Source organism: Halalkalibacillus sediminis, assembly GCF_002844535.1.
Classification (GTDB): Bacteria; Bacillota; Bacilli; order Bacillales; family Alkalibacillaceae; genus Halalkalibacillus_A; species Halalkalibacillus_A sediminis.
In genome coordinates, this window is sequence record NZ_PJNH01000004.1 from 281,783 (window position 1) to 302,499 (window position 20,717).

Annotated in this window: 23 protein-coding genes; 14 read left to right on the plus strand and 9 right to left on the minus strand. The window is 38.5% G+C overall.

Annotated features, from left to right (window positions below):
* Window positions 1–245: 245 nt before the first annotated feature.
* Both CEY16_RS13985 and CEY16_RS13990 read left to right on the plus strand, forming a co-directional pair.
* Complete coding sequence (locus CEY16_RS13985; RefSeq protein WP_101332661.1) at window positions 246–1,784, plus strand: BCCT family transporter; 1,539 nt, start codon at window positions 246–248, stop codon at window positions 1,782–1,784.
* 185 nt (window positions 1,785–1,969) lie between these two features.
* A complete protein-coding gene (locus tag CEY16_RS13990) occupies window positions 1,970–2,593 on the plus strand; it encodes a hypothetical protein (RefSeq protein ID WP_101332662.1) in 624 nt (207 codons plus the stop codon).
* A gap of 77 nt (window positions 2,594–2,670) precedes the next feature.
* Here the strand turns inward: CEY16_RS13990 and CEY16_RS13995 are convergent, their stop codons facing one another.
* On the minus strand, window positions 2,671–3,309 hold the full coding sequence (locus CEY16_RS13995) for a hypothetical protein (protein ID WP_101332663.1): 639 nt from the start codon (window positions 3,307–3,309) through the stop codon (window positions 2,671–2,673).
* Between the two features lie 192 nt (window positions 3,310–3,501).
* On the opposite strand from CEY16_RS13995, the gene CEY16_RS14000 reads away from it, so the two are divergent.
* Together CEY16_RS14000 and CEY16_RS14005 are read left to right on the plus strand one after the other, a co-directional pair.
* Entirely contained in the window at window positions 3,502–4,482 is a 981-nt protein-coding gene (locus tag CEY16_RS14000; RefSeq protein ID WP_101332664.1) for an ABC transporter ATP-binding protein, read from the plus strand.
* Window positions 4,460–5,233, plus strand: coding sequence for an ABC transporter permease (locus CEY16_RS14005; RefSeq protein ID WP_101332665.1), 774 nt, complete (start codon window positions 4,460–4,462; stop codon window positions 5,231–5,233). The genes CEY16_RS14000 and CEY16_RS14005 overlap by 23 nt, the downstream gene beginning before the upstream one ends.
* A 77-nt stretch (window positions 5,234–5,310) precedes the next feature.
* On the opposite strand, the gene CEY16_RS14010 is transcribed toward CEY16_RS14005, so the two are convergent.
* On the minus strand, window positions 5,311–5,811 hold the full coding sequence (locus CEY16_RS14010) for a hypothetical protein (RefSeq protein ID WP_101332666.1): 501 nt from the start codon (window positions 5,809–5,811) through the stop codon (window positions 5,311–5,313).
* 107 nt (window positions 5,812–5,918) lie between these two features.
* Here CEY16_RS14010 and CEY16_RS14015 point away from each other — a divergent pair, with 107 nt between their 5' ends.
* Complete coding sequence (locus CEY16_RS14015; protein ID WP_101332667.1) at window positions 5,919–6,839, plus strand: DMT family transporter; 921 nt, start codon at window positions 5,919–5,921, stop codon at window positions 6,837–6,839.
* Between the two features lie 213 nt (window positions 6,840–7,052).
* Here the strand turns inward: CEY16_RS14015 and mreBH are convergent, their stop codons facing one another.
* Together mreBH and CEY16_RS14025 are read right to left on the minus strand one after the other, a co-directional pair.
* Window positions 7,053–8,060, minus strand: coding sequence for a rod-share determining protein MreBH (mreBH, locus tag CEY16_RS14020; protein WP_101332668.1), 1,008 nt, complete (start codon window positions 8,058–8,060; stop codon window positions 7,053–7,055).
* 139 nt (window positions 8,061–8,199) lie between these two features.
* Window positions 8,200–8,331 (minus strand): DUF2639 domain-containing protein, encoded by a 132-nt coding sequence (locus CEY16_RS14025; protein ID WP_101332669.1) that lies wholly within the window; start codon window positions 8,329–8,331, stop codon window positions 8,200–8,202.
* Window positions 8,332–8,486: 155 nt separating this feature from the next.
* On the opposite strand from CEY16_RS14025, the gene CEY16_RS14030 reads away from it, so the two are divergent.
* Together CEY16_RS14030 and CEY16_RS14035 are read left to right on the plus strand one after the other, a co-directional pair.
* Complete coding sequence (locus tag CEY16_RS14030) at window positions 8,487–9,224, plus strand: YkgJ family cysteine cluster protein (RefSeq protein ID WP_162297951.1); 738 nt, start codon at window positions 8,487–8,489, stop codon at window positions 9,222–9,224.
* Between the two features lie 245 nt (window positions 9,225–9,469).
* The gene (locus CEY16_RS14035) at window positions 9,470–10,300 is read left to right on the plus strand and encodes a DUF368 domain-containing protein (protein ID WP_162297952.1); all 831 of its coding nucleotides are present in this window, start codon (window positions 9,470–9,472) and stop codon (window positions 10,298–10,300) included.
* 116 nt (window positions 10,301–10,416) lie between these two features.
* Here CEY16_RS14035 and CEY16_RS14040 read toward each other — a convergent pair whose 3' ends face one another.
* The 3 genes from CEY16_RS14040 to CEY16_RS14050 form a co-directional block, all read right to left on the minus strand.
* Complete coding sequence (locus tag CEY16_RS14040; RefSeq protein WP_162297953.1) at window positions 10,417–11,415, minus strand: class I SAM-dependent methyltransferase; 999 nt, start codon at window positions 11,413–11,415, stop codon at window positions 10,417–10,419.
* Window positions 11,402–12,730, minus strand: a complete 1,329-nt coding sequence (locus tag CEY16_RS14045; RefSeq protein WP_101332673.1) for an FAD-dependent oxidoreductase — start codon at window positions 12,728–12,730, stop codon at window positions 11,402–11,404. Before CEY16_RS14045 ends, CEY16_RS14040 begins: the two co-directional genes overlap by 14 nt.
* A 167-nt stretch (window positions 12,731–12,897) precedes the next feature.
* Complete coding sequence (locus CEY16_RS14050; protein WP_101332674.1) at window positions 12,898–13,722, minus strand: HAD family hydrolase; 825 nt, start codon at window positions 13,720–13,722, stop codon at window positions 12,898–12,900.
* A gap of 146 nt (window positions 13,723–13,868) precedes the next feature.
* Here CEY16_RS14050 and CEY16_RS14055 point away from each other — a divergent pair, with 146 nt between their 5' ends.
* Both CEY16_RS14055 and CEY16_RS14060 read left to right on the plus strand, forming a co-directional pair.
* On the plus strand, window positions 13,869–14,597 hold the full coding sequence (locus tag CEY16_RS14055) for a lysophospholipid acyltransferase family protein (RefSeq protein WP_101332675.1): 729 nt from the start codon (window positions 13,869–13,871) through the stop codon (window positions 14,595–14,597).
* Window positions 14,598–14,602: 5 nt separating this feature from the next.
* Window positions 14,603–15,274, plus strand: coding sequence for an SOS response-associated peptidase (locus tag CEY16_RS14060; protein ID WP_101332676.1), 672 nt, complete (start codon window positions 14,603–14,605; stop codon window positions 15,272–15,274).
* A 218-nt stretch (window positions 15,275–15,492) separates the two neighbouring features.
* Here the strand turns inward: CEY16_RS14060 and CEY16_RS14065 are convergent, their stop codons facing one another.
* Window positions 15,493–16,860 carry an alanine/glycine:cation symporter family protein gene (locus CEY16_RS14065; protein ID WP_101332677.1) on the minus strand — a complete coding sequence of 456 codons (1,368 nt, stop codon included), beginning with the start codon at window positions 16,858–16,860 and terminating at the stop codon, window positions 15,493–15,495.
* A 269-nt stretch (window positions 16,861–17,129) separates the two neighbouring features.
* Here CEY16_RS14065 and CEY16_RS14070 point away from each other — a divergent pair, with 269 nt between their 5' ends.
* From CEY16_RS14070 to CEY16_RS14080, 3 genes are read left to right on the plus strand one after another with little or no spacing between them, the layout of a single operon-like run.
* Window positions 17,130–17,600, plus strand: a complete 471-nt coding sequence (locus CEY16_RS14070; RefSeq protein WP_101332678.1) for a low molecular weight protein-tyrosine-phosphatase — start codon at window positions 17,130–17,132, stop codon at window positions 17,598–17,600.
* A gap of 15 nt (window positions 17,601–17,615) precedes the next feature.
* On the plus strand, window positions 17,616–17,933 hold the full coding sequence (locus tag CEY16_RS14075) for a YtxH domain-containing protein (protein ID WP_101332679.1): 318 nt from the start codon (window positions 17,616–17,618) through the stop codon (window positions 17,931–17,933).
* Between the two features lie 28 nt (window positions 17,934–17,961).
* Complete coding sequence (locus CEY16_RS14080) at window positions 17,962–18,795, plus strand: YihY/virulence factor BrkB family protein (RefSeq protein ID WP_101332680.1); 834 nt, start codon at window positions 17,962–17,964, stop codon at window positions 18,793–18,795.
* A 27-nt stretch (window positions 18,796–18,822) separates the two neighbouring features.
* Here the strand turns inward: CEY16_RS14080 and CEY16_RS14085 are convergent, their stop codons facing one another.
* Window positions 18,823–19,983 carry an MFS transporter gene (locus CEY16_RS14085; RefSeq protein WP_101332681.1) on the minus strand — a complete coding sequence of 387 codons (1,161 nt, stop codon included), beginning with the start codon at window positions 19,981–19,983 and terminating at the stop codon, window positions 18,823–18,825.
* Between the two features lie 120 nt (window positions 19,984–20,103).
* Between CEY16_RS14085 and CEY16_RS14090 the strand changes: the two genes are divergently transcribed.
* Window positions 20,104–20,490 carry an OsmC family protein gene (locus CEY16_RS14090; RefSeq protein ID WP_101332682.1) on the plus strand — a complete coding sequence of 129 codons (387 nt, stop codon included), beginning with the start codon at window positions 20,104–20,106 and terminating at the stop codon, window positions 20,488–20,490.
* A gap of 8 nt (window positions 20,491–20,498) precedes the next feature.
* On the plus strand, window positions 20,499–20,651 hold the full coding sequence (locus tag CEY16_RS15355) for an SE1561 family protein (RefSeq protein ID WP_202908643.1): 153 nt from the start codon (window positions 20,499–20,501) through the stop codon (window positions 20,649–20,651).
* Window positions 20,652–20,717 lie beyond the last annotated feature (66 nt).

The window sequence follows — 20,717 nt, forward strand, 5'->3', positions numbered from 1 at the left end:
TTGCTTCTGTTATTCCTCATATATCAAGGCCTATCCAATTTACGTTTTTAGACTTAACTACATATTTAATTGCTAGTCACTTTTCAATTGAGTGAACATCTCATTTGAAAAGTGATTTTTTATTGTGTAATTTTATGGAACAATTATTCCAAAAAACTTACTTTTTCACTTTTAAAATTTTTATAAGCGGGTACGTGTAGAGGACGTTAGTTATAACGACTGATATTTAAGGAGGATTGTATGAAATGAACGGAGAGAAACTAATTGATTATAAGATTTTCGTTCCCGCATTACTATTTATAATTGGAATTAGTATTCCTTTAGCACTTTTTGAGACTGAGTCCTTAGAATTACTTAATTCGGTCTTTGACTATATAGTCGAGGTGTTCAGTTGGGGTTACCTTTGGTATGGGGTAATTCTCGTCGCTGCAGGGTTGTATTTTTCTTTTTCAAAATATGGCCAAGTAGTACTAGGCGACCCAGGTGAAAAGCCTCGATTTTCATTGTTTGAATATGCATCGATTTTGGTTGCGATGGGTGTAGGTTCTACCATCATGCGTACAGGAATGTTGCAGTGGACTTCTGTTGCTAACGATCCACCAGCAGGTGTTGAAGCTGGATCTGCTGAAGCTCTACTATGGGGGAATTCCTATAGTATGTTTCTTTGGGGATTCCAAGTTTTTGCGATATTTGTGATGATCGCCCCGGCAATGGCGTATATTCTACACGTGAAAAAGCGACCATTAATGAGGATTTCTGAAGCTTGCCGGGTGCTATTTGGGGATAAGTTTACAGATGGCATAGGCGGAAAATTGCTGGACATCTTGTTCCTGATTAGTATCTTGGCAGGGGCTGCAGTTACATTAGGTCTTGGAGCACCGATTATCACACATAATTTATCTGCTTTATTAGGAATGGAAGTAACATTCACGATGACTATCATCGTTACAGTCATTTGGGTATTCCTTTTCTCACTTAGTGCTTATTTAGGAATCGAAAAAGGGATCAAACGACTGAGTACTTGGAATATGTTCATAGCTGGGTTTTTTGCGTTATTTATACTAGTAGCCGGTCCAGGCGTATTCATCTTGAACTATTTTTCAGATAGTGTATCTTTCCTTTTATCTAACTATCTGAATATGTCATTGAACACTGATTCCGTGCATCAAGGAGAAGCATCTCATGTGCAGAGTAATACCGTGTTCTGGTTTGCATACAGTGCAACATGGGCGATGCTACACAGTGTATTTGCTGCCAAAATTTCTAGAGGTAGAACGATTAAGGAGATGATTTTGACTTACTTCCTAGCTCCAACAGTTATTTCATGGATGGCGACTGGGGTCCTAGGTGGATTAGGTGTTCATCGCTATCTAACTGGCGATAAAGCTATTCTTGATTTAGTGGAAAATGAAGAGAGAATGGCGGCAATCCCAGAGATTCTTGGAACACTTCCTTTTGGAGAAATATCTATCGCTATATTTATGGTGGTCGCGCTTATTTTCTTAACGACTACCTTGGATTCGACGACTTATACAGTGGCTGCTTATACGAGTACTAGAGACATGAGTAAACATGAGCCATCTAAGATGCTACGAATCATTGTAGCTGGTGTCATCACGGCACTTGCTCTATTGTTGATGCGTATTGGAGGTTTACCACCGTTAGAGGTTATTTCAGGCTTGATGGGTCTACCGATCATCATCATCCAATTCATTCTGATATATGCAGCGAAGAAGATGATCGACCAGGACCAAGCATGGAAGCATAATATTAGGAAAGATTAATAAATTTGGATGAAAAATTACTAGGAAATAAAAAAGTAGTTCAGTTTTGGAGTGCAATTTGTACCCTTAAACTGGACTACTTTTTATATGCGATAGCAATTCCAAACAATGAATGAAAGTCGTTCATTTTATGGTAAAATAATACATAAAGTTTATTTATCTGAACAAGAAAATAGGTGAAATAAATGAAAAGTAAACTTTTATTCTGGTTTTTCTTCATTGTATTATTAGTGTGGAGTTACTATGGCTTCAAATATTTCTTTAGTGAAATTTTTCCATCGAATTGGAATAAGAATATATTTTTATCACTTGTTGCAATAATACTTTTCTGGTTAATTGCTCTTTCTTTATCAGGGTATTTATCGGAAAAATTAACGAAGTACTCCTTAAAGAAGGGTGTATTATTTACGGCTACAATGATCGCGATTCCTATATCCGTGTTCTCTCTTATGTATTTATATGAGTATAGAGAAAGGGAGTTAGATGTAGTAATTAGCCCTCATGCTGAGGGTTTTGAATCAATATCATTTTATGGAGATTATGAATGGAGAACAGATGAAAAAGATAATTTTGATGAATTAAATGAATTTCTAGGTCAATATCGCGTTGAAAAGATGAAAGATGATGAATGGAATAGTGATGTTTCTAACGAAAAAGGGATTCATTTTAATATCATCTCAAATACTCATTTATCGGCAAGTATTTATGAAGAACGGATTCACCTCTATCCAGAAGGATATTTCAAGGTATTAAACGGACCAATCGATATTGACTGGGTGAGGAACTACATTGAAGAATATCGACCATAAGAATGAAAGTACATAAGGGGCTCTCCTAGCATTTTTGATTGGGAGCGTCTTCTTTTCTTTGTATACAGTTCCTCAACCTACTTAAATTTCTTCAAAACTTTCCCCTTTAACGATTGAAACCAGTCAGAGCCTGCAATGATATCAAATGCAGTACTGATGATCATTCCGTGCAAGATAACTCCGAATACGGTCAGGATCACGATAATTACATAGCTCACAATGTGAGTCGGGTCAATAAAATTATAGCCAAAGAATAATAGGCTCATTGAACTTCCGATGAACGCCCGAAAATACGAATCTACTCCATCCTCGATCAAATAAAGTGGGATGACTGATAAGAACACCACGACAAAAGTAACCGCAACTACCAGAGATAAACTTTTATCTTTTAAGAAGCGGATGGCAGGCATCGTGTAGTATTTGGTAATCGATTTTAAACGGATCAAATGTAGAATACGTGCGACACGTGCGAATTGGAAAATTGCGTCTAACGGTATGGCCGCAATTACGAGAAATGGGTTTGCTTTGATGAAAGCCTTCTTGTTATCACTTCGCCACAGCCTGATTACCAAGTCCACAAAGAAAATCGCCCACGTTCCCCAAATAATAAAACTATTATAAGTACTTTCATACCAAATCGTAGCGATTGAGATCGCTGCAAGTATTACCATTAAGGATTCATAGGTTGTTTTTACTTGATCTTTTGTTTCATCCATAAGAGTTCTTCCTTTTCAAATTATCTTCTTTTATTCTAGCAGACTCTTGATTCGATGAATATCGCTAGTCCAGCGCATTCTTTAGTGATCCGTAAAAAACTTCCAACTTAAGACGGATATAAAAAGGAACTCCAGATGGTTTAGTCGAATTAGTAACTAGCATAATATGGATATAACTAAGGAGGGGATTGTGTGGAACGAGAGACGATCATTGAAGTGAAGGACATCGTGAAATCATATAAAAAGCGGAAATCAAAAGAGATTGTACATGCTGTCAAAGGTGTTAGTTTCAATGTTTACAAAGGTGAAATCCTAGGTTTACTTGGTCCGAATGGGGCAGGGAAGACAACGACGATCAAGACGATTTGTGGTTTGTTGAAACAAAACGAAGGTTCTGTTTACATAAACGGGCAAAATGTACAGGACAATCGATTGAAAGCTTTACGTCACATTAGTGCTGTATTGGAAGGAAACCGTAACCTCTATTGGAGACACACTGTGCAAGAAAACATGGAATATTTCGCAGGAAACCGCGGTCGAGGCAGAAAAGATGCACAAGAAGATATCGGGAAACTACTTACTCAATTCAGGTTGCTAGATAAAAAGAATGAGCTTGTCAGCAGTCTATCACGAGGTATGCAGCAGAAGTTAGCGATTGCTGTTGCCATGCTTGCAGATAGTGAAGTTATTTTACTCGATGAACCGACCCTTGGACTGGACGTCGAAACTGGTTACGAAGTGCGTGAATTATTAAAAGATATCGTCCGCGATCAGGAGAAGACGATCATCATAAGTACACATGATATGCCTGTCGTTCAGGACTTGTGTGAACGAACAGTCATTATCAACGAAGGAAAAGTAATTGCTGATGAAAAAGTCAGTCGTCTGATTGATTTATTTGAAACACGTGCTTACTCGATCAAGTTAGGCGAACCTCTCAGTGAACTACAACAACAAGCAGTCAAACACACTTTCCCTATCTATCAGATTCATGATGACCAGTTAGATGTAACCCTCGAACAAGAAGATGACATCTATGAACTGATGGACATTTTGAAAAAAGAGAAAACTCGAATCGAGAAGATCGACCGTACCACAGTCGATTTCGAGCAAGTATTTATGGAATTAGTGAGAGAGGAGGAACCACGACATGCAGCTAGTACATCTAATTAAAGCGAACACTCGAATGGAATTCATTGAATTGAAAAGGTACCTGCCTAATACGCTAAGTATGATCATTACTTTTTACTTTATCTTTTTGGCGATGTTTTTCGGAATTTCCATTATCGGGGACCCTGCACAGGCGGACCAAAACATTCAGTTCGTCATAGTAAACTATATTTTCTGGTTCCTCACAATAATGACTTTACAGAATATCGGGTTCACAATCATGAGCGAAGCAATGAGAGGGACTCTTGAGCAATTGTATATGTCACCTCTAGGCGTGTGGAGAATTCTTTTGGCACGATTTGTTGGATATTTCATGATTCATGGTGTCATCATCGTCTTTCTATTATTTATCACGATGTTCACTGCCGGACAGTGGTTACACCTTAGACCCGACATCACGATCCCATTATTAATGGTTACAATAGTAGGCATGATTGGAGTTGGATTCATGCTTGCAGGAGCATGCGTTATATTCAAACAAGTCCAGGCATTTCTTCAAATCCTACAATTCATCCTGATGGGACTTACTTTTGTACCACTATCGGTTGCCCCTTTTCTCGTATTCGCACCGTTTGTCAAAGGCGTCGATATGATTCGTTTCATCATGATCGAAGGCTATACATGGCCTGACTTCGCATGGTACGATTACTCAGCCCTAATCTTGAACTCAGCCGTTTACTTGGCTGTCGGCATCGCAGTATATTTAAAATGTGAAAAGATAGCGATGGAACGCGGTTTATTGAACCAATATTAAATGATGGTTCTCAGACAAAATATTAAAGACGCTCAGTCCAATTAAGGGCTGGGCGTCTTGTTTGGTGCGCCTAATATTTATTGGGAATCTTCGTGTTTTTTGAATTCGTCCCAGATGAAATTGTTGGTATCCGAATTTTCAGTGGTTAACTCCTCAAACCAAGTGACAGGATCCTCACCCAAATCCTCTATAACTGTATTTAATGTGGTAACTATGTAATTATGTTTCTTAATAATTTCTTCATGATTATTTTCACCTGATCTATACATTCGAACTAAAACTTTAATTTGTCTTGCTAACATTGAACCTTCCCAATTTGTCATCATTGTTGAAGTTAGTTGGTTCATCCTCCCAAATACAAATAGTACTGAATCATCTTCTCTGTGTTGTTGAATGTCTTCAGCATCTTCAGGTAATAAAGATTCAAGTTGAAAGTGGGCTGTCATAAATGCACTTCTGTATTCAGCACCTTGAGCGATCTCCAACTCTTTCTTCTCTTGATAAAAATGAAAAGCTAAAAAGAGTGTTATTACGATTGCTAATGACAGGGTGATACTTAAAATCTTATATTTGTTCATAACCATTCCCCCGTAAAATATTATACATTATTAGGAAAAATTAATAAAATGCACTATGATTGAAACATCTTGATTTCCTTGTAATATAGAGGCAGGGTGGTGATTTTTTGCTTAAATCGTATTTATTTTTAATTATTACAGTCATGATTTTTTCGGGAAATTTGCTCGTGGGGAAAGCAATTAATGAATTGCCGCCTGTAACGATTACTTTTTTCCGGTGTTTGATTGCGTTTCTAGTTGTCCTGCCTTTCGGGTTTGGTCAATTCAGGCGTCACACTGAAATTTGGACAACGAATTGGAAAGCGTTATTAGGTTACGCGCTTACTGGGATAACAGCATTTAATATTTTAGTATACTTAGCTTTGAACTATACGACTTCGACAAATGCGGGGATTGTGGAGTCAGCAACGCCAGTATTTGCAATTATACTTAGCTTTATTTTCTTAAAAGAACGATTGACGTTAATTCAGTTAGTTGGTGTAGCTATATCTTTTGTTGGCGCTGTTTGGGTCATTGCAGAAGGTTCACTGCAGTTATTGTTCTCGTTAAATATTAATGTTGGGGATTTGTTCATGCTCGCTGCGATCTTTGTCTGGTCCATCTATTCGATGATCGTGAGACAACATAATCATAAGTTCCCCGTTTACGGGGGAGTTGTCGTCATTCTAGGAATGGGAATCATGATTTTGATTCCTTTAGTAATTACGGAGTGGGCAATACTCGGCTTTCCGCAAGGACTCGATCAGTGGAACCTATGGCTTGGACTCATCTATCTAGGTGTATTCCCTTCATTTATCGCATTAATATTATGGAATAAAGGTGTTTCTGATATAGGGCCGTCCCTTGCGAGTGTTTTCCTGAATCTATTACCCTTCTTCACAACAATAGGGGCGGTACTATTTTTAAATGAAAAAGTAGTGGCAGCTCAGATTGTCGGCGGGATCCTTGTTGTAACAGGAGTCATCCTGGTTAATACGAACTTCAGGAAACTACGAAACTTGAGGAGACGGAAGAAAATAGAATCATAACAAAGAAGGCCTGCCAATGGGCAAGCCTTTTCATGTGTAACGGCAAAAAAGCTGGCAAATGAAACGCCAGCTTACTTTGTGATTTTATCAATTAACTGAACCTAACTACAGAATAACTGCATCTAAGTCATGATTAACCGAATCTAAGCTATAATTAACCGCATCTAATCAAGATTTAACTGAACCTATCTCTAATTTTCATATTTCACAAGCTTACTTCGCTGCTTTTTGTAGTTTGTGAATCATTTGTAGTGATTTACCTGTTCCGATTGCTACACATTCTAGTGGGTTTTCTGCCACATGTACTGGGACATCGATTTCACTTGATAACCATTCTTTCATGCCTTTTAATAGTGCACCGCCACCAGTTAGGGTAATTCCGTGATCGACGATATCTCCACTTAATTCTGGAGGGCAGCTTTCTAGTGTTGAGCGAACAGCTTCTAAAATGGATTCGAGTGGTTCTCTTAACGCATTTTGTACTTCAGTTGAGTTGAGCGCCACTGTTTTAGGCAGACCTGTCACTAGGTCGCGGCCACGAATTTCCATCTCTTCTTCATCGTGGTCCACTAGTGCATAGCCGATTTCCATCTTAATATTTTCTGCAGTTCGTTCACCGATCAGCACGTTGTATTGTTTACGTACATGTTGAATGATGGCCAGGTCCATATGGTCACCACCCGTACGGATGGAGCGCGCGGATACTACTCCCCCGAAGGAGATGATAGCTACTTCACTCGTACCGCCACCAATATCAACAACCACGTTTGAAACAGGCTCGTCTACTGGAAGTCCTGCACCAATAGCTGCTGCTACCGGTTCTTCGATGATATGGACTTGTTTAGCTCCATATTCTTTAACGGCATTGTCGATTGCGCGGCGTTCTACAGATGTAGAACCAGTTGGAGCACAGATGATGACGTTTGGCTTACGCATGGACATGCCAAGTTTTTTGCTTACTTTTTTCAACATTTCATTAAGCATTTGAGATGTTACTTCATAGTCCGCAATAACACCGTCTTTTAACGGGCGGATCGATATAATATTAGATGGAGTCTTACCAATCATTTCTTTAGCTTCATTACCTACTGCTAATACTTTTCTAGTGTTTTTATCAATTGCTACTACTGACGGTTCGTTGAAAACAACGCCCTTATTTTTGCTATATATTAATAAATTAGCTGTACCTAAGTCAATTCCAATTTCTGCATTCGTAAACATATGATGCCTCCGTCTCTAATTCTAGTATGTACTCTGATGTCTATACACTTCGTAAGTGTAACACGATTTTATGTCGAATGAGTTTAAGAAAATTTGACAAAAAAATTACAGGGGAGCGGGTCCCCTGTAATATTAATGGCTATTTTTTCTTATCAGCTAAAGTATTGGCAAGTGTTGTAGTTTTATACTTCTCAACCTTGCGTCCTTCGATGCGGTTAACACCGATTTTCTTCAATTCACTCACGTACCATCCTTTTGAACCTACGTACATGAAAAACACCTCTTTCTCTAGTAGTCTTAAATTCACACGTGGGGCTCATTGTAACATGGCGGTTCTACAGATGAAAGTGATTTGTTGAAAATTATGCTTATGAAACTGAATTCGCTATAATGAAGAGAGATCTAACGGGAAGGTTGGTGATTCGTATGCGTGATCGAAGTCTCCAAGAGGTGAAAGACCGATTAGCAACATTGGTATCTTATGAATTGAACGAGGATGATTTTTACGATGTGGCTGATAAGCATTTGAATGAAAGAGGAACAGTTGAGAATCGACTGTCAGAAGTCTATCAAAATACTTTAGCTGAAGTTTCGCAAAAAATGAATGAGATGGATAATCATATGGGGATGACGCCGAATTGCCAGCTTGGTTGTGCCTTCTGTTGTTATTTTCCAATCATCGTTAATCGACTGGAAGCGAAAATGCTTGTTCATTCGATTGAGCAGATGGAAGAGAGCCGTCGTGAAGATTTGAAAAATCATTTAACAAATTATTTTAAAAAATATAGTTCAACTATCGAAACTTGTACATCAATCGATTATGAAAATGATCCAGATGCAAAATTGAAATATAAACGGGAAAATTTACCTTGTCCATTGTTGGATGAAGAAAAGCAAGCTTGTAAGGCTTATGAAGCGAGGCCATTACCATGTCGTACGTATGTGAATTATATGGACCCGAAAATATGTGCTGAGAATCACGTGCCAGAAGAAGCCGTCAGCTTTGAATTCTTATATGACGGTTATATGGGTGCACTAAATGAAGCGGCACAGGCTGTTTATGAGGAAGAAGATCCTGATTTTCTCGATTATCCGAGCGATGTTTATCAATACGATTATTTACCTGCATTCTTGAAAGAGTGGATGCAAGAAGGTCGATTATAAATTAGTGAAATTCATAGTTAGTTGATAAAACAAGTAGTTCTTTAAAGGTTGTTCTCCTTTAATGGACTACTTTTTATATTTTCGAAAAAAGAGGATAAATAGATTTTATGTAGTAATAAATAACATATAAAGAAATATTTATAAAGAAAATCATAGATTAAGGAAGCTATGGATTATTGTTATCCTTATTTCCTATTCTGAGTAAATACTAATTTGAAAATTAACTTTTAGAGGTTGATATGGACATGATTGGAATAATGTTTAGAGGTATGGCAATGGGAATTACAGAAGTTGTGCCTGGAGTTAGCGGAAGTACGGTTGCTATGATTCTGGGAATATATGATAGATTAGTATACTCATTGAGTATTTTAACAACTAATAAAAGAAAAGAAGCGATCCCCTTTCTTTCTATTTTTGGTCTCGGTATGGCTATTGGTTTTGTATCTGCTCTTTTTGTCATCGATTTTTTATTGACTAATTATCGCACCCCAACACTTATGTTTTTTGTTGGTATTATAATAGGGTTTCTGCCTTATCTCTGGAAAGAAGCACTTTATCAATCTAAAGGTTATTTCGAGCTAAAACATTACTCAATTATCGGTATATCTTTCTGCGTTGTTATTATTGGCCAATTTATAGGGGACATTAACAATTTTGATGTGAATAACTTGTCTATTATTGATTACATGTTCTTGGTTAGTGCAGGATTCATAGCAAGTATTGCTCTAGTTCTTCCGGGAATCAGTGGGGCTTTGATTCTCACGATATTAGGTATCTATGAAATAGCGTCTGACTCCTTAATGACATTGCGGTTCCCAATTATCTTTGCAATCTTCTTAGGTATTTTTTTAGGAGTGTTGCTTACAAGTAGGCTAATCCGTTATTTTCTTAAAAACCATTTCCTTGAAACATATTCTGTAATGATAGGTTTGGTTGGCGGCTCGATTTTTGCAATATTAAATAATTTAAACGGTGTAGTAAATAGCCAAATTATAATAATCTCAACGATATCACTCATAGCAGGAATAACGCTTGTATTGATTTTAAAACAGAATCAAAGTAATAGTATTGGGTAGAGAAAAGATATGTTAATGAAAAGGCATCAAACTATTAAAGGGTTCGATGCCTTTTGGTATAAGATTTTAATGATGCTGTAAAAATTTGTTGGTGGTTATCATTGCTAGGGTCGGTCCTATTTTTTTTCTAATTCAATCATATACCAAGCACCCTCACGTATGAGTGGCGTGGTCTCGACTAATTGTAAACCTGATTGTTCAGCATAGCGTTGAATGTTTTTCAGAGTTGGTAAGCCGTATAAATTCGAATGTGAAGTAAAGAAAGTGTTGAAGGCCGAAGCGAATGCTTTCCCGTGCGGACCGTCATATAGCGGAGTCATAATCGAAATTTTTCCTCCGACTTTCAACCATGAAGCGATTTTACCTATTAGCTCTACACGCTTATCTGGCGAAATATAATGCAGTAGATTGTGTACTAGAATAAGTGAAGCAGGATCTTGCTGATAATCCATATTTAAAATATCTTCCGTTTCGAATGATACATTCTCATATCCTTTAGATTTTTCCTTTGCCTCAAGGATAACGTCAGGGTTTAAGTCATACCCAGTAATTCTTGAATTTGGGGAGCGGTCAGCAAGTGCTCGCACGTAACCTCCTGAACCACAACCAATATCTAATACGATTGATTCTTCTGAGTCGTTTACCATATTATGAATTCTCTTGATGGAAAATCGCTCTAGAATCGCAGATGTTTCCGCAACGGTCAATCCGAATTTACTATGATCGAATTCTACACGGTCCTCTGAGTTCAATAATGCTGGAAACTTCAATATTGTCGGCACGTGTAACTCCATCATCTCTTTCAATAGAGCCCCAACAGAGTGATTGGTGTCAGGGTCAAGGAATTCACCACAGTTGGATTTAGAGGTACGATAACGGTCATTTGGGCGTTTACGTAAGTGTTTGAGTGCCACCCCAACGTCGACCCAGTTTCTTAAAAGATCTTCAGGATAATTTTTTTCTTCTGCAACTTCCTCAACTGTCTTCGTATTTTCAAAAGCTAGAAACAAACCAGTTTCATGTCCGACGTAGGCATGCCATACATCTAGGAAAGGCTCGTTCTTCCTCATCCATTTTCTTGCGTTATAAGCGATTTTCCATTTAGTTTTGTTCATTTGAATACTCCTTCCAGGGGTAATCGTCTTTTTTGGTAAATAGATACGACTCTTTTTCATGATCAGGTAATGTGTTTCTATTGATAGGCAGTACCCCAAGTTGTTTCAGTCGATCTACCAAGTTGAACTTAAAAATACCTAGACCTGATACGTTAAGTGCTTGTTTAAAGTGAATAATTTGGTCAAGATCCATCCTTCTCACTGCTTTTGCGCGTTGTTTCTGTATGAAAGAGGATGGATAAGAGTAAGCGATTGCTGACAAATGACTGAGATGCAATAAGAAGCTAGCGCGTTTTTGACGAATATCTTCATACCATCGAAGCTTTGATTGGTCATCAAATTGTCCGCTCGTTCTCATCCACTTGAACAAGTTCCCTAAAATATCAGCGTCTTGAATCGCCATATTCATACCCTCACCAGCCATGGGGTGAACTGTGTGTGCTGCATCACCAATCAGTGCTACATTACCTTTTACATAGTTTTTAACATGGTATTGGTAAGGGATCATCAGCTGGACTTTTTTATAGCTATCAAGTTGTTTGACGTAGTCTTCCAAATCGGGTGCAAGCTTGCTGAACTGTTGATGAAAATATTCGATTCCTCTTTCTTTGAAGTCTTTATAAGTTTCTGCTTTGATTTTATAAACCGTTCGAATTTCATTGTCTGGTAAAGGAAATAACCCCAGGAATTCCGTTGGCGTCGTTACGATTCTTCCATCGACTAATTCGTCTGGACGTGGGATTGTTACTGTTAAAAAATGATGATTGTAATAATGTGGCTTGATTTCCTCATCAATGCCTTCTCGTGTAGGTGATTTCCGACCTTCAGCTCCTACATAGTACTTTGCCCGCATCTTGTGCTCATCTTTGTCGATTGAAACGACAGCATCGTCACCTTCAAAACGTACAAAGCGTGCTGGCTTTATATATGAGAAATAATCTGGATAGCATAGAGATTTCTGAAGCAAAATCTCTTTCAACGTGTCATGTGGAATCATTAATGCGTAATTATATTTCGATGGAATGACCCCATAATCAAGATGGGCTTCCTCATTCTTTTCGATCGGGAGATAATCCTTTGTTTTTTCAAAAAAAGTAAGATGAGGAATCGGTTGCCCTGCTTCGAGGACTTCTTCGATCACTCCTAAATCATCCAGTATTTGAAGGGTTTTGGGCTGCAATAGTTCCCCTTTGTAAATAGGAGAGTCTGATGGCATTTGCTCGACGACAGTTACATCGATATTCTCACGTGCAAGCAATGCTGCTAGTGTGAGGCCGCCGACTCCACCACCATGTATTAATACATCTGCATCCACGCTAATCCCCCTTTCTGTATAAGAAAATATAATGTCTTTATTCCTTTAATTGAGTAATAACAAACATAATAAAACCCGTTCATAGACGATTGGTCTATAAACGGGTTTTAAATTCGTATTTGTCTAGCGAGAACGCCCAAAAATGAGGCGATTTTCACTTTTCTAAGCTATTGAGCTAGTGTTTTTGTTAATATCAGTTGGTCTTCATCAACAGGTTTAGTTGCAGCTTCAGTTAACCAAACGGCTGAAAGCCCCAATTGTAAGGCAGGAGCGATTTCATTCATGAAATTGTCGCCCACAGAAACGACTCTGTCAGCTGGCAAGTTGTATTTCTCCAACACATAGTTGAAATGTTTCTTCGTATGAACTGGTTTTCTTGCAGAGGGAATCAGCTCTTCGAAGTAATCTTCCAACTCCAAGAATTGAAGGAGTCTTTTAGCATCTTCTAAATCACTGTTCGTACATACAATTAAACGTGTATCTTTTTGTAATTCGGAAAGATAGTCTTTCAATCCTTCCGTTTGTTGTAGATATCCATCTAGTTCAGCCATTTGCTCTTTCGTCTGATTATATGATTCTTGGATCTCAGCCGGGTCCAAACCAAAATGACGTCCGAGAGCGTATGGTGGCCACCAGCCGTCACCAATTGGAACCCAATTGAAAAAGTCGAACTCATTTGTAGCGATATGGGTAGGTGCATCTTTGATTGTTACACGCTCATTGTCCCAGTTGAAAGCTTCAACCAATTCTTCTGTAAAGGGATCCCACTTCCAAATGAGGTCTCTCGCACCATCATAAATCGTGCCAATCTGAAGAGCGTGGTTTCCTTCATTGATGGCTTTATATAACTTCGTGTATTCATCTTGGTATTCTGGATTCAATCTGGACTTGATATTTTCCGTATGTAGTTTAAAATGCTCTCTTCCTTCATATAATGTACCGTCTAAGTCAAAAATGACGAGATCTGCTTGGTTGATGAGGCTCTTGTACATAAATCGAACTCCTTTTGGTTTAAGTTAATATCATTCTACCATTTTTTTGATAGGTAGAGAATTGATACTACCTGACTTCAAACTACTAATTTCGACAAAATTTCTGGTAGAATATAAGTATATATTACTAGAAAGAGGCGTTGTTCATGCGTTCACTGATGACTATATTTAGAGGGATTCCATATCTGTTTTATACGGTATTAACGTTGAATAAAGTAAAAAAACTTGATCCTGAAAAAGTTGGAAGAGCTCGATATAACGAGGAAGTGCACCAAATACCAAAACATTTTGCGCGAAAAATTTTCAGGTGGTCTGGCTCGAAAATAAACGTTCATGGAGAAGACAAAATACCTGATCAACCTTTTTTGATTGTTGCTAATCACCAAGCGAACTACGATATTTTTACATTGCTCGGTTATTTCCCAAGGCCTTTCGGATTCATTTCGAAAATCGAGGTAAAGAAACTTCCGATTGTTAGAACATGGATGGAAACGATGGATTGTTTATTTTTGGACCGGAAAAATCGAAGGCAGTCGCTCCAAACTTTCAAACAAGGTATTGAGCTGTTGAAAGGTGGGCATAATTTAATGATTTTCCAAGAAGGGACCCGTTCCTTAGATGGTAAAATGTTGCCTTTTAAAAGTGGAAGTTTTACGCTGGCGAAAAAGGCTGGAGTCCCAGTGGTTCCTGTGATGATCGATGGAACCTATAAGATTATGGAGATGAATGGGAATCGTATAAAACCTGCAAAAGTTAATATGACAGTGTGTGACCCGATTTTTCCTGAAGATTACCAAGAGTTGACTCTTGATGAAATGGCTAGTATAACAAGGGAAAGGATTCAAAAAGCCATGGATGAGGTGAAGGAGGACTAAACGCTATGTGCGGTAGGTTCACATTTTTAGCTGATGAAATAGACGTGTTGAACGCTTTTCAATTGGACGAGATGGTTGAGTGGCATAACAATTACAACATAGCTCCGACTCAAGATGTGCTTACAATCATTAATGATGGAGAAAAAAATCGAGCCGGAAATATGAAGTGGGGGCTCGTCCCCTTTTGGTCGAAGGACCCTTCGATTGGAAGCAAGATGATTAATGCCCGACTTGAAACTGCGGATGAGAAACCTAGCTTCAAGAAATTGATGGAGCGGAAGCGTTGCCTGATCGTTGCGGACAGTTTTTATGAATGGCAGAAAACCGAGGACGGTAAACAACCGATGCGTATTTTCCTTAAAGATCGACCAGTATTTGCATTTGCTGGACTTTGGGATCGCTGGAAAACAGATGAGGAAGAACGAGTGACTTGTACGATATTAACGAAAGAAGCTAATGATTTCATGAAACCAATGCATCACAGAATGCCAGTGATCTTACCGAAAGACGCTGAGCAAGAATGGATTGAATTCGAAGCTAAAGACCCTTCTGACATGAAACAATGGATCTTAGGACTTGGAGATGATTCAATGGATGCTTATCCAGTAAGTACTTATGTGAACAGTCCTCGGAATAATGATGAGGATTGTATCAAGAGAGTAGATGAAGCGAACTAAAAACTAAGTTTAGTTGAGTTCGGTTAGTTAACAGAACCTAAAGTCGGATTAACCACACCTATTTGCAACTTAACTGAACTTACTCGGAGTTTAACTGAACCTAAGCATAAAATAATTGAACCTATCACGAATTTAATAGAACCTAATTGTGAAATAACTGAACCTATCCGGAATTTAATAAAACCTCCTGACAATTGTTGTCAGGAGGTTTGTTGTATTTAAGCTTTAGACGTTTTGCCTCGTTCTTCATTTGCGACTTTCAGGAATCGTTTCGTTTCAGCGACAACGACACCAGAGAGTCCGAGGAGTCCGATTAAGTTCGGGAAGGCCATCAAGCCGTTCATTACGTCCGCGAATGCCCAAACCACATCGAGTTTGACAACTGCGCCGAATAGAACGAATGCTACGAATAGAACTCGATAGAAAATCATTCCACGATCTTTAGTCAAGTAACCGAAACATTTTTCTCCGTAGTAAGACCAACCAAGAATGGTCGAGAAGGCGAAGAAAATAAGCCCGATTGTTACGATATAGCTACCTGTTGATCCTAAGAAATATGCAAAGGATTCAGAAGTCAATGAAGCACCGTCAGCACCACCTGTGTGCATGCCAGCCATAACGATCGTGATACCTGTGATCGAACACACAACAATCGTATCGATGAAAACTTGTGTCATGGAAACGAGTGCTTGACGTCCTGGGTAATCTGTTCTAGCAGCTGCAGCCGCGATTGGAGCAGAACCTAGACCAGCTTCGTTTGAGAATACACCACGAGCAACACCCCATCGAATGACTGTACCAATTGCACCACCTGCGACACCTTCAGCCGTGAATGCATATGTGAAGATTTGTGCTACAGCTTCCGGAACAAGCTGGAAGTTTAAAATTAAGATGATTAATCCACCAAACACATAGAATACCGCCATGACAGGTACGAATAACGCCGTCACTTTACCAATACTCTTGATCCCGCCAATTATAACTAATAGAGCTAATACAGCTAGAATAATTCCAGTAACCCATACATTGACATTGAATGTTGAGCTCATAACGTCAGATACTGAGTTTGATTGAACCATGTTCCCGATCCCGAATGCTGCAACAGCACCAAAAATCGCGAATAGGACCCCTAACCATTTGGCGTTCAGTCCTTTTTCTAAGTAATACATCGGCCCACCAGACATATTGCCGTTTTTATCTTCTACACGATATTTGACGGCAAGAATAGCTTCGGCATACTTGGTCGCCATACCGAATACTGCGGTAACCCACATCCAAAATACAGCACCTGGACCACCAAGCACGACTGCTGTCGCTACCCCGGCAATGTTACCGGTACCAATGGTTGCGGCAAGCGCGGTTGTTAATGCCTGGTAGTGGGAAATGTCCCCTTTTTGATTTTTGTCCTTTGGAGATTTAGTGAATGAGAGCTTTAATGCGTAAGGTAATGTCTTAATCTGGAGAAATCCAAGGCGGAAAGTGAGATAAACCCCGGTTCCGACCAAGAGAATCAATAATACAGGACCCCACACAAAATCACTTGCAGCACCAAAAAAGTCCAGTAAGGTTTGGTTAAGCTTTTCCATCGTATTCCTCCTTTTTTGATATTATATGCTTGACTTACACTATAAATATTCAGAAAAATTTAAAAATTTGTCAAGTACTTTTGGATTTTTTTTGAAAAAAACGACCTAAAGTAGCAGAAGGGTACAGTTGAGGAAACTTTTATTTTAAGAAAAATATTTTTTAAAATGGGTAATCGGTAAATTTATTTACAAAACATCCAGATACTCGTTTATGATTTATATAGAAGGGAATATTTAATAAGAAATCGATAGTTGCAGGTGATGTAAAAATGGTAAAAGTATTATTTGTTTGCTTGGGGAATATTTGTCGATCGCCTATGGCCGAGGCCATATTCCACGATTTGGTGACGAAGAAAGGATTAGAAGAAAAATTCGTGATCGATTCGGCAGGAACAGGAGATTATCATATCGGTGAACCCCCGCATGAAGGGACTGTGGAGAAGTTAAGCGAGTATGACATTTCTACGAACGGTATGGTTGGTCGCCAAGTTTCAGAGGAAGATTTTCTACATTTTGATTATTTAATTGCTATGGATGACGATAACTTGAGTGAGCTAAAAAAGCTTGCTTCAGGTGAATCAGAACCAGCTATTAAAAAGTTGCTCGATTATATGCCAGAGCACCCTACTCGAAATGTTCCAGACCCATATTTTACTGGAGATTTCGACGAAACATATGAGTTACTTTCAGAGGCTTGTAAGTTATTGCTTGATGAAATCAGAAGAATAGAAGAAGTATAAAGGAGAGGAAATAACATGCAATTTCAAACATGGAAAAAAGGTCTAGTATTTGGAGCACTCGTAGGATTTCTCCTAACATTATTCAAACGTGAGGAAAGAGAAGAAGTAAGAAATGGTTCTAGAAAAGTGAAAGACCAAGTAAAGTATGTGTATACACACCCTTCAGAAACGATTCATCGATTAAGAATGAAGTTGAATCAAATGAACGAAGGAACAGATAAAGTAATTGAACAATTGAACCAAATTGAACAGTTCTTCGAAAAGAGAATCGACCAAAGTGAGCAAAAGCAGATTGAGGACAATCATCAACCGGAAATCGAAGGAAACAAGTAAATTACAACTGAAACTGTAGGTGGTACCTTTGATCTTTGAAATGAAATTTTGGAAGGAATTATTCAACCGGTTTAATGAGGATGATGTTCCTGGGATGGCTGCACAGCTGTCCTATTTTTTCTTACTGTCATTATTACCGTTCATGATCTTCCTTCTTACATTATTAGCTTTTTTACCGGTATCTCAGGACCAAGTCTTCGATATACTTAGCCGGTACTTGCCACCTGATGCATACTCATTGATTAATGAGAATCTGTCAGGAGTCATGGAAAATCAAAATAGCGGATTATTATCTGTTGGTATTATCGGTACCATTTGGTCTGCTTCAAACGGTATTAAAGCACTGATGAAAGCTTTTAATAGAGCTTACCACATCGAGGAAGATCGACCTTTTTTAAAGCAACGACTTGTCTCAATCGCATTGACGATTGCTATGATTTTAATGGTGGCAATCGCGTTAGCTTTACCCGTCTTTGGCAGGTTGATTGGAGAATTCCTATTTTCTTATTTAGGATTATCTGAAGGATTCTTGACACTATGGGAGTCCATGCGTTGGGCCATATCAATTATATTGATGATGACAATACTGACGATTTTATTTATTCTTGCACCAAATAAAAAAATACCAATAGCTTATTCTTTGCCGGGTGCAATCATAGCTACAATTGGTTGGGCATTGACCTCACTAGGCTTCTCATACTACGTAACGAACTTTGCCAACTATTCAGCTACCTATGGAAGCTTAGGTGCGGTAATCGTACTGATGATCTGGTTTTTCTTAACAGGGGTCATGATTATTCTAGGTGGAGAAGTTAATGCCATATTGGATCGCCATGATCGAACACTATTATCAAAAAAATAAGAAAGTGACCTAATCGCTTATCGGCGGTTAGGTCACTTTTTTTGTAGTATTTTTAAAATAAACGATCAGCATCATCACTGACAAGAATAGCACGATGACATAAAAGAAAGATATTCCTGGTAAATATTCGATGAATATACCAGCTAACAATGGCCCGGTTATACTGCCTACTCCAAACATGACTCCGCACAAAATGTTTCCTGCAGGGAGAAGTTCTTTAGGAAGTAAATCGGTCATATATGAAATACCTAGGGAATATAAGGAACCTACAAGCATCCCGCCTAATGCAAAGGTGACGAATAACCAAGCGACGGATTCTTCAAAAATCGAAGCGAAGACAAATGAAATTGTTCCTCCTGCAAGGACGAATAAGATAACTCTCTTTCTACCGATATAATCGCTTAATATACCTAAAGGAATTTGTGAGAGTATGCTACCCGCTGCGAAACATGGGATGATTAATGAGATCATGCCAACCTCATGACCAATCCTCAGTGCATATACGGGAAAATTGCTGTGTAACGTCGTTTCTAAAAATCCATAAGTGAATGGGGCTAATAGCGCAACCCATGAATATTTAAACGCACCAATGAAACGCCCTATGGAACGAGTAGAAGTGAATTGAACCCCTTCTTGGACGGGGAATTCATTGCGTACAAAGAACATCAATGACCATACTAGTAAACACATCGCACCACTAACTATAAACGGTAACGTCGGGTTGATTTCAATCAGACGCGTCATCAAAGGTCCAATGGCAAAACCGAGTCCAAAAGCTAGACCATAGATTGCGATGTAGCGACCACGTTTATCCTCTGAAGTAGTCGTGGTGATCCAAGTCTGTGTCCCAAAGTGAAGGATGGTATCACCGACTCCCACCATCATGCGAAGGATGAACCAGAACCATAAAGCTTCCCATAATGTGAAAAAGAATAGGGAAGAAAATACAAGCGCTCCACCGACCAGTATAATCGGTTTATAGCCATATTTTCTTAAAGGGGCCTCTAAGAAAGGCGAAATAATTAAGATTCCTATGTAAAGAGCAGTTGCGTGAAAACCATTTACAGAAGAAGAAATCCCACTTTGCTCTAACAAGATAGCAATTACCGGTAATAGCATTCCTTGCGAAAAGCCTGAAATACCAACAATCATTACAAGAATTGCGAATCTCTTATTTGCATTTACCATTCAGGCCCTCCTCGTCTGAATCTTGATTTTTCAACCGAAACAAACTCGGTGACATTGTACCCTATTTTCATGTAACATTAAACCGAAAGCGATTTTACAGTACAAAAGGAGAGTCAAACAATGAAATTTAACGTTACAGACCAACATATTACGAGTGAATTGGATTATGGAGAATTGATGATTTCCGGGGATGAAACAAAAGGTTTTCGTCCATTTCAATTAATGGTATCTTCTTTAGCAGGTTGTAGTGCACTTGTCTATAAACGTATCTTAGAAAAACAAAAGATCGAATATGATGAAATGACGATTGAAGCTGAAGTTGAACGAAGTGAAGATTCCGTCCATAAAATTGAAAAAGTGATGTTGAACTTCAAAGTTAAAGGTGAAGGTTTGAACCAGGAGAAAATGCAAAAGAGCTTGCATACCGCATCAAAAAACTGTTCTATGGTCCAATCTGTAGTTCCGACTATAGAAGTTATAGAAACTGTTGAAATAGTTGAAGGGTAGGGTCTCAAATGACAGAATCAAATGAAACAGTGGAAGAATTGAAGCGAAGGCTAGTAGACCTACTTCAACAATTCGACGACATTGACCCGGAAAAATTAACGGTGGAAGATATCGATTACTATTTACGATTACTTGATGAAATGGAACAAAAATTGAAGTAGTGTTTTCGCCCCTACAAAAATTTGAATGTAGGGGTTGATTTTTATATTCAATGATTTTATCATGAT

Coding starts and splice junctions, on each gene's coding strand:
- CEY16_RS13985 (WP_101332661.1), top strand. CDS start 246: ATGAACGGAGAGAAACTAATTGATTATAAGATTTTCGTTCCCGCATTA.
- CEY16_RS13990 (WP_101332662.1), top strand. CDS start 1,970: ATGAAAAGTAAACTTTTATTCTGGTTTTTCTTCATTGTATTATTAGTG.
- CEY16_RS13995 (WP_101332663.1), bottom strand. CDS start 3,309: ATGGATGAAACAAAAGATCAAGTAAAAACAACCTATGAATCCTTAATG.
- CEY16_RS14005 (WP_101332665.1), top strand. CDS start 4,460: ATGCAGCTAGTACATCTAATTAAAGCGAACACTCGAATGGAATTCATT.
- CEY16_RS14010 (WP_101332666.1), bottom strand. CDS start 5,811: ATGAACAAATATAAGATTTTAAGTATCACCCTGTCATTAGCAATCGTA.
- mreBH (WP_101332668.1), bottom strand. CDS start 8,060: ATGTTTACGAATGCAGAAATTGGAATTGACTTAGGTACAGCTAATTTA.
- CEY16_RS14025 (WP_101332669.1), bottom strand. CDS start 8,331: ATGTACGTAGGTTCAAAAGGATGGTACGTGAGTGAATTGAAGAAAATC.
- CEY16_RS14030 (WP_162297951.1), top strand. CDS start 8,487: ATGCGTGATCGAAGTCTCCAAGAGGTGAAAGACCGATTAGCAACATTG.
- CEY16_RS14035 (WP_162297952.1), top strand. CDS start 9,470: ATGATTGGAATAATGTTTAGAGGTATGGCAATGGGAATTACAGAAGTT.
- CEY16_RS14040 (WP_162297953.1), bottom strand. CDS start 11,415: ATGAACAAAACTAAATGGAAAATCGCTTATAACGCAAGAAAATGGATG.
- CEY16_RS14050 (WP_101332674.1), bottom strand. CDS start 13,722: ATGTACAAGAGCCTCATCAACCAAGCAGATCTCGTCATTTTTGACTTA.
- CEY16_RS14055 (WP_101332675.1), top strand. CDS start 13,869: ATGCGTTCACTGATGACTATATTTAGAGGGATTCCATATCTGTTTTAT.
- CEY16_RS14060 (WP_101332676.1), top strand. CDS start 14,603: ATGTGCGGTAGGTTCACATTTTTAGCTGATGAAATAGACGTGTTGAAC.
- CEY16_RS14065 (WP_101332677.1), bottom strand. CDS start 16,860: ATGGAAAAGCTTAACCAAACCTTACTGGACTTTTTTGGTGCTGCAAGT.
- CEY16_RS14070 (WP_101332678.1), top strand. CDS start 17,130: ATGGTAAAAGTATTATTTGTTTGCTTGGGGAATATTTGTCGATCGCCT.
- CEY16_RS14075 (WP_101332679.1), top strand. CDS start 17,616: ATGCAATTTCAAACATGGAAAAAAGGTCTAGTATTTGGAGCACTCGTA.
- CEY16_RS14085 (WP_101332681.1), bottom strand. CDS start 19,983: ATGGTAAATGCAAATAAGAGATTCGCAATTCTTGTAATGATTGTTGGT.
- CEY16_RS14090 (WP_101332682.1), top strand. CDS start 20,104: ATGAAATTTAACGTTACAGACCAACATATTACGAGTGAATTGGATTAT.
- CEY16_RS15355 (WP_202908643.1), top strand. CDS start 20,499: ATGACAGAATCAAATGAAACAGTGGAAGAATTGAAGCGAAGGCTAGTA.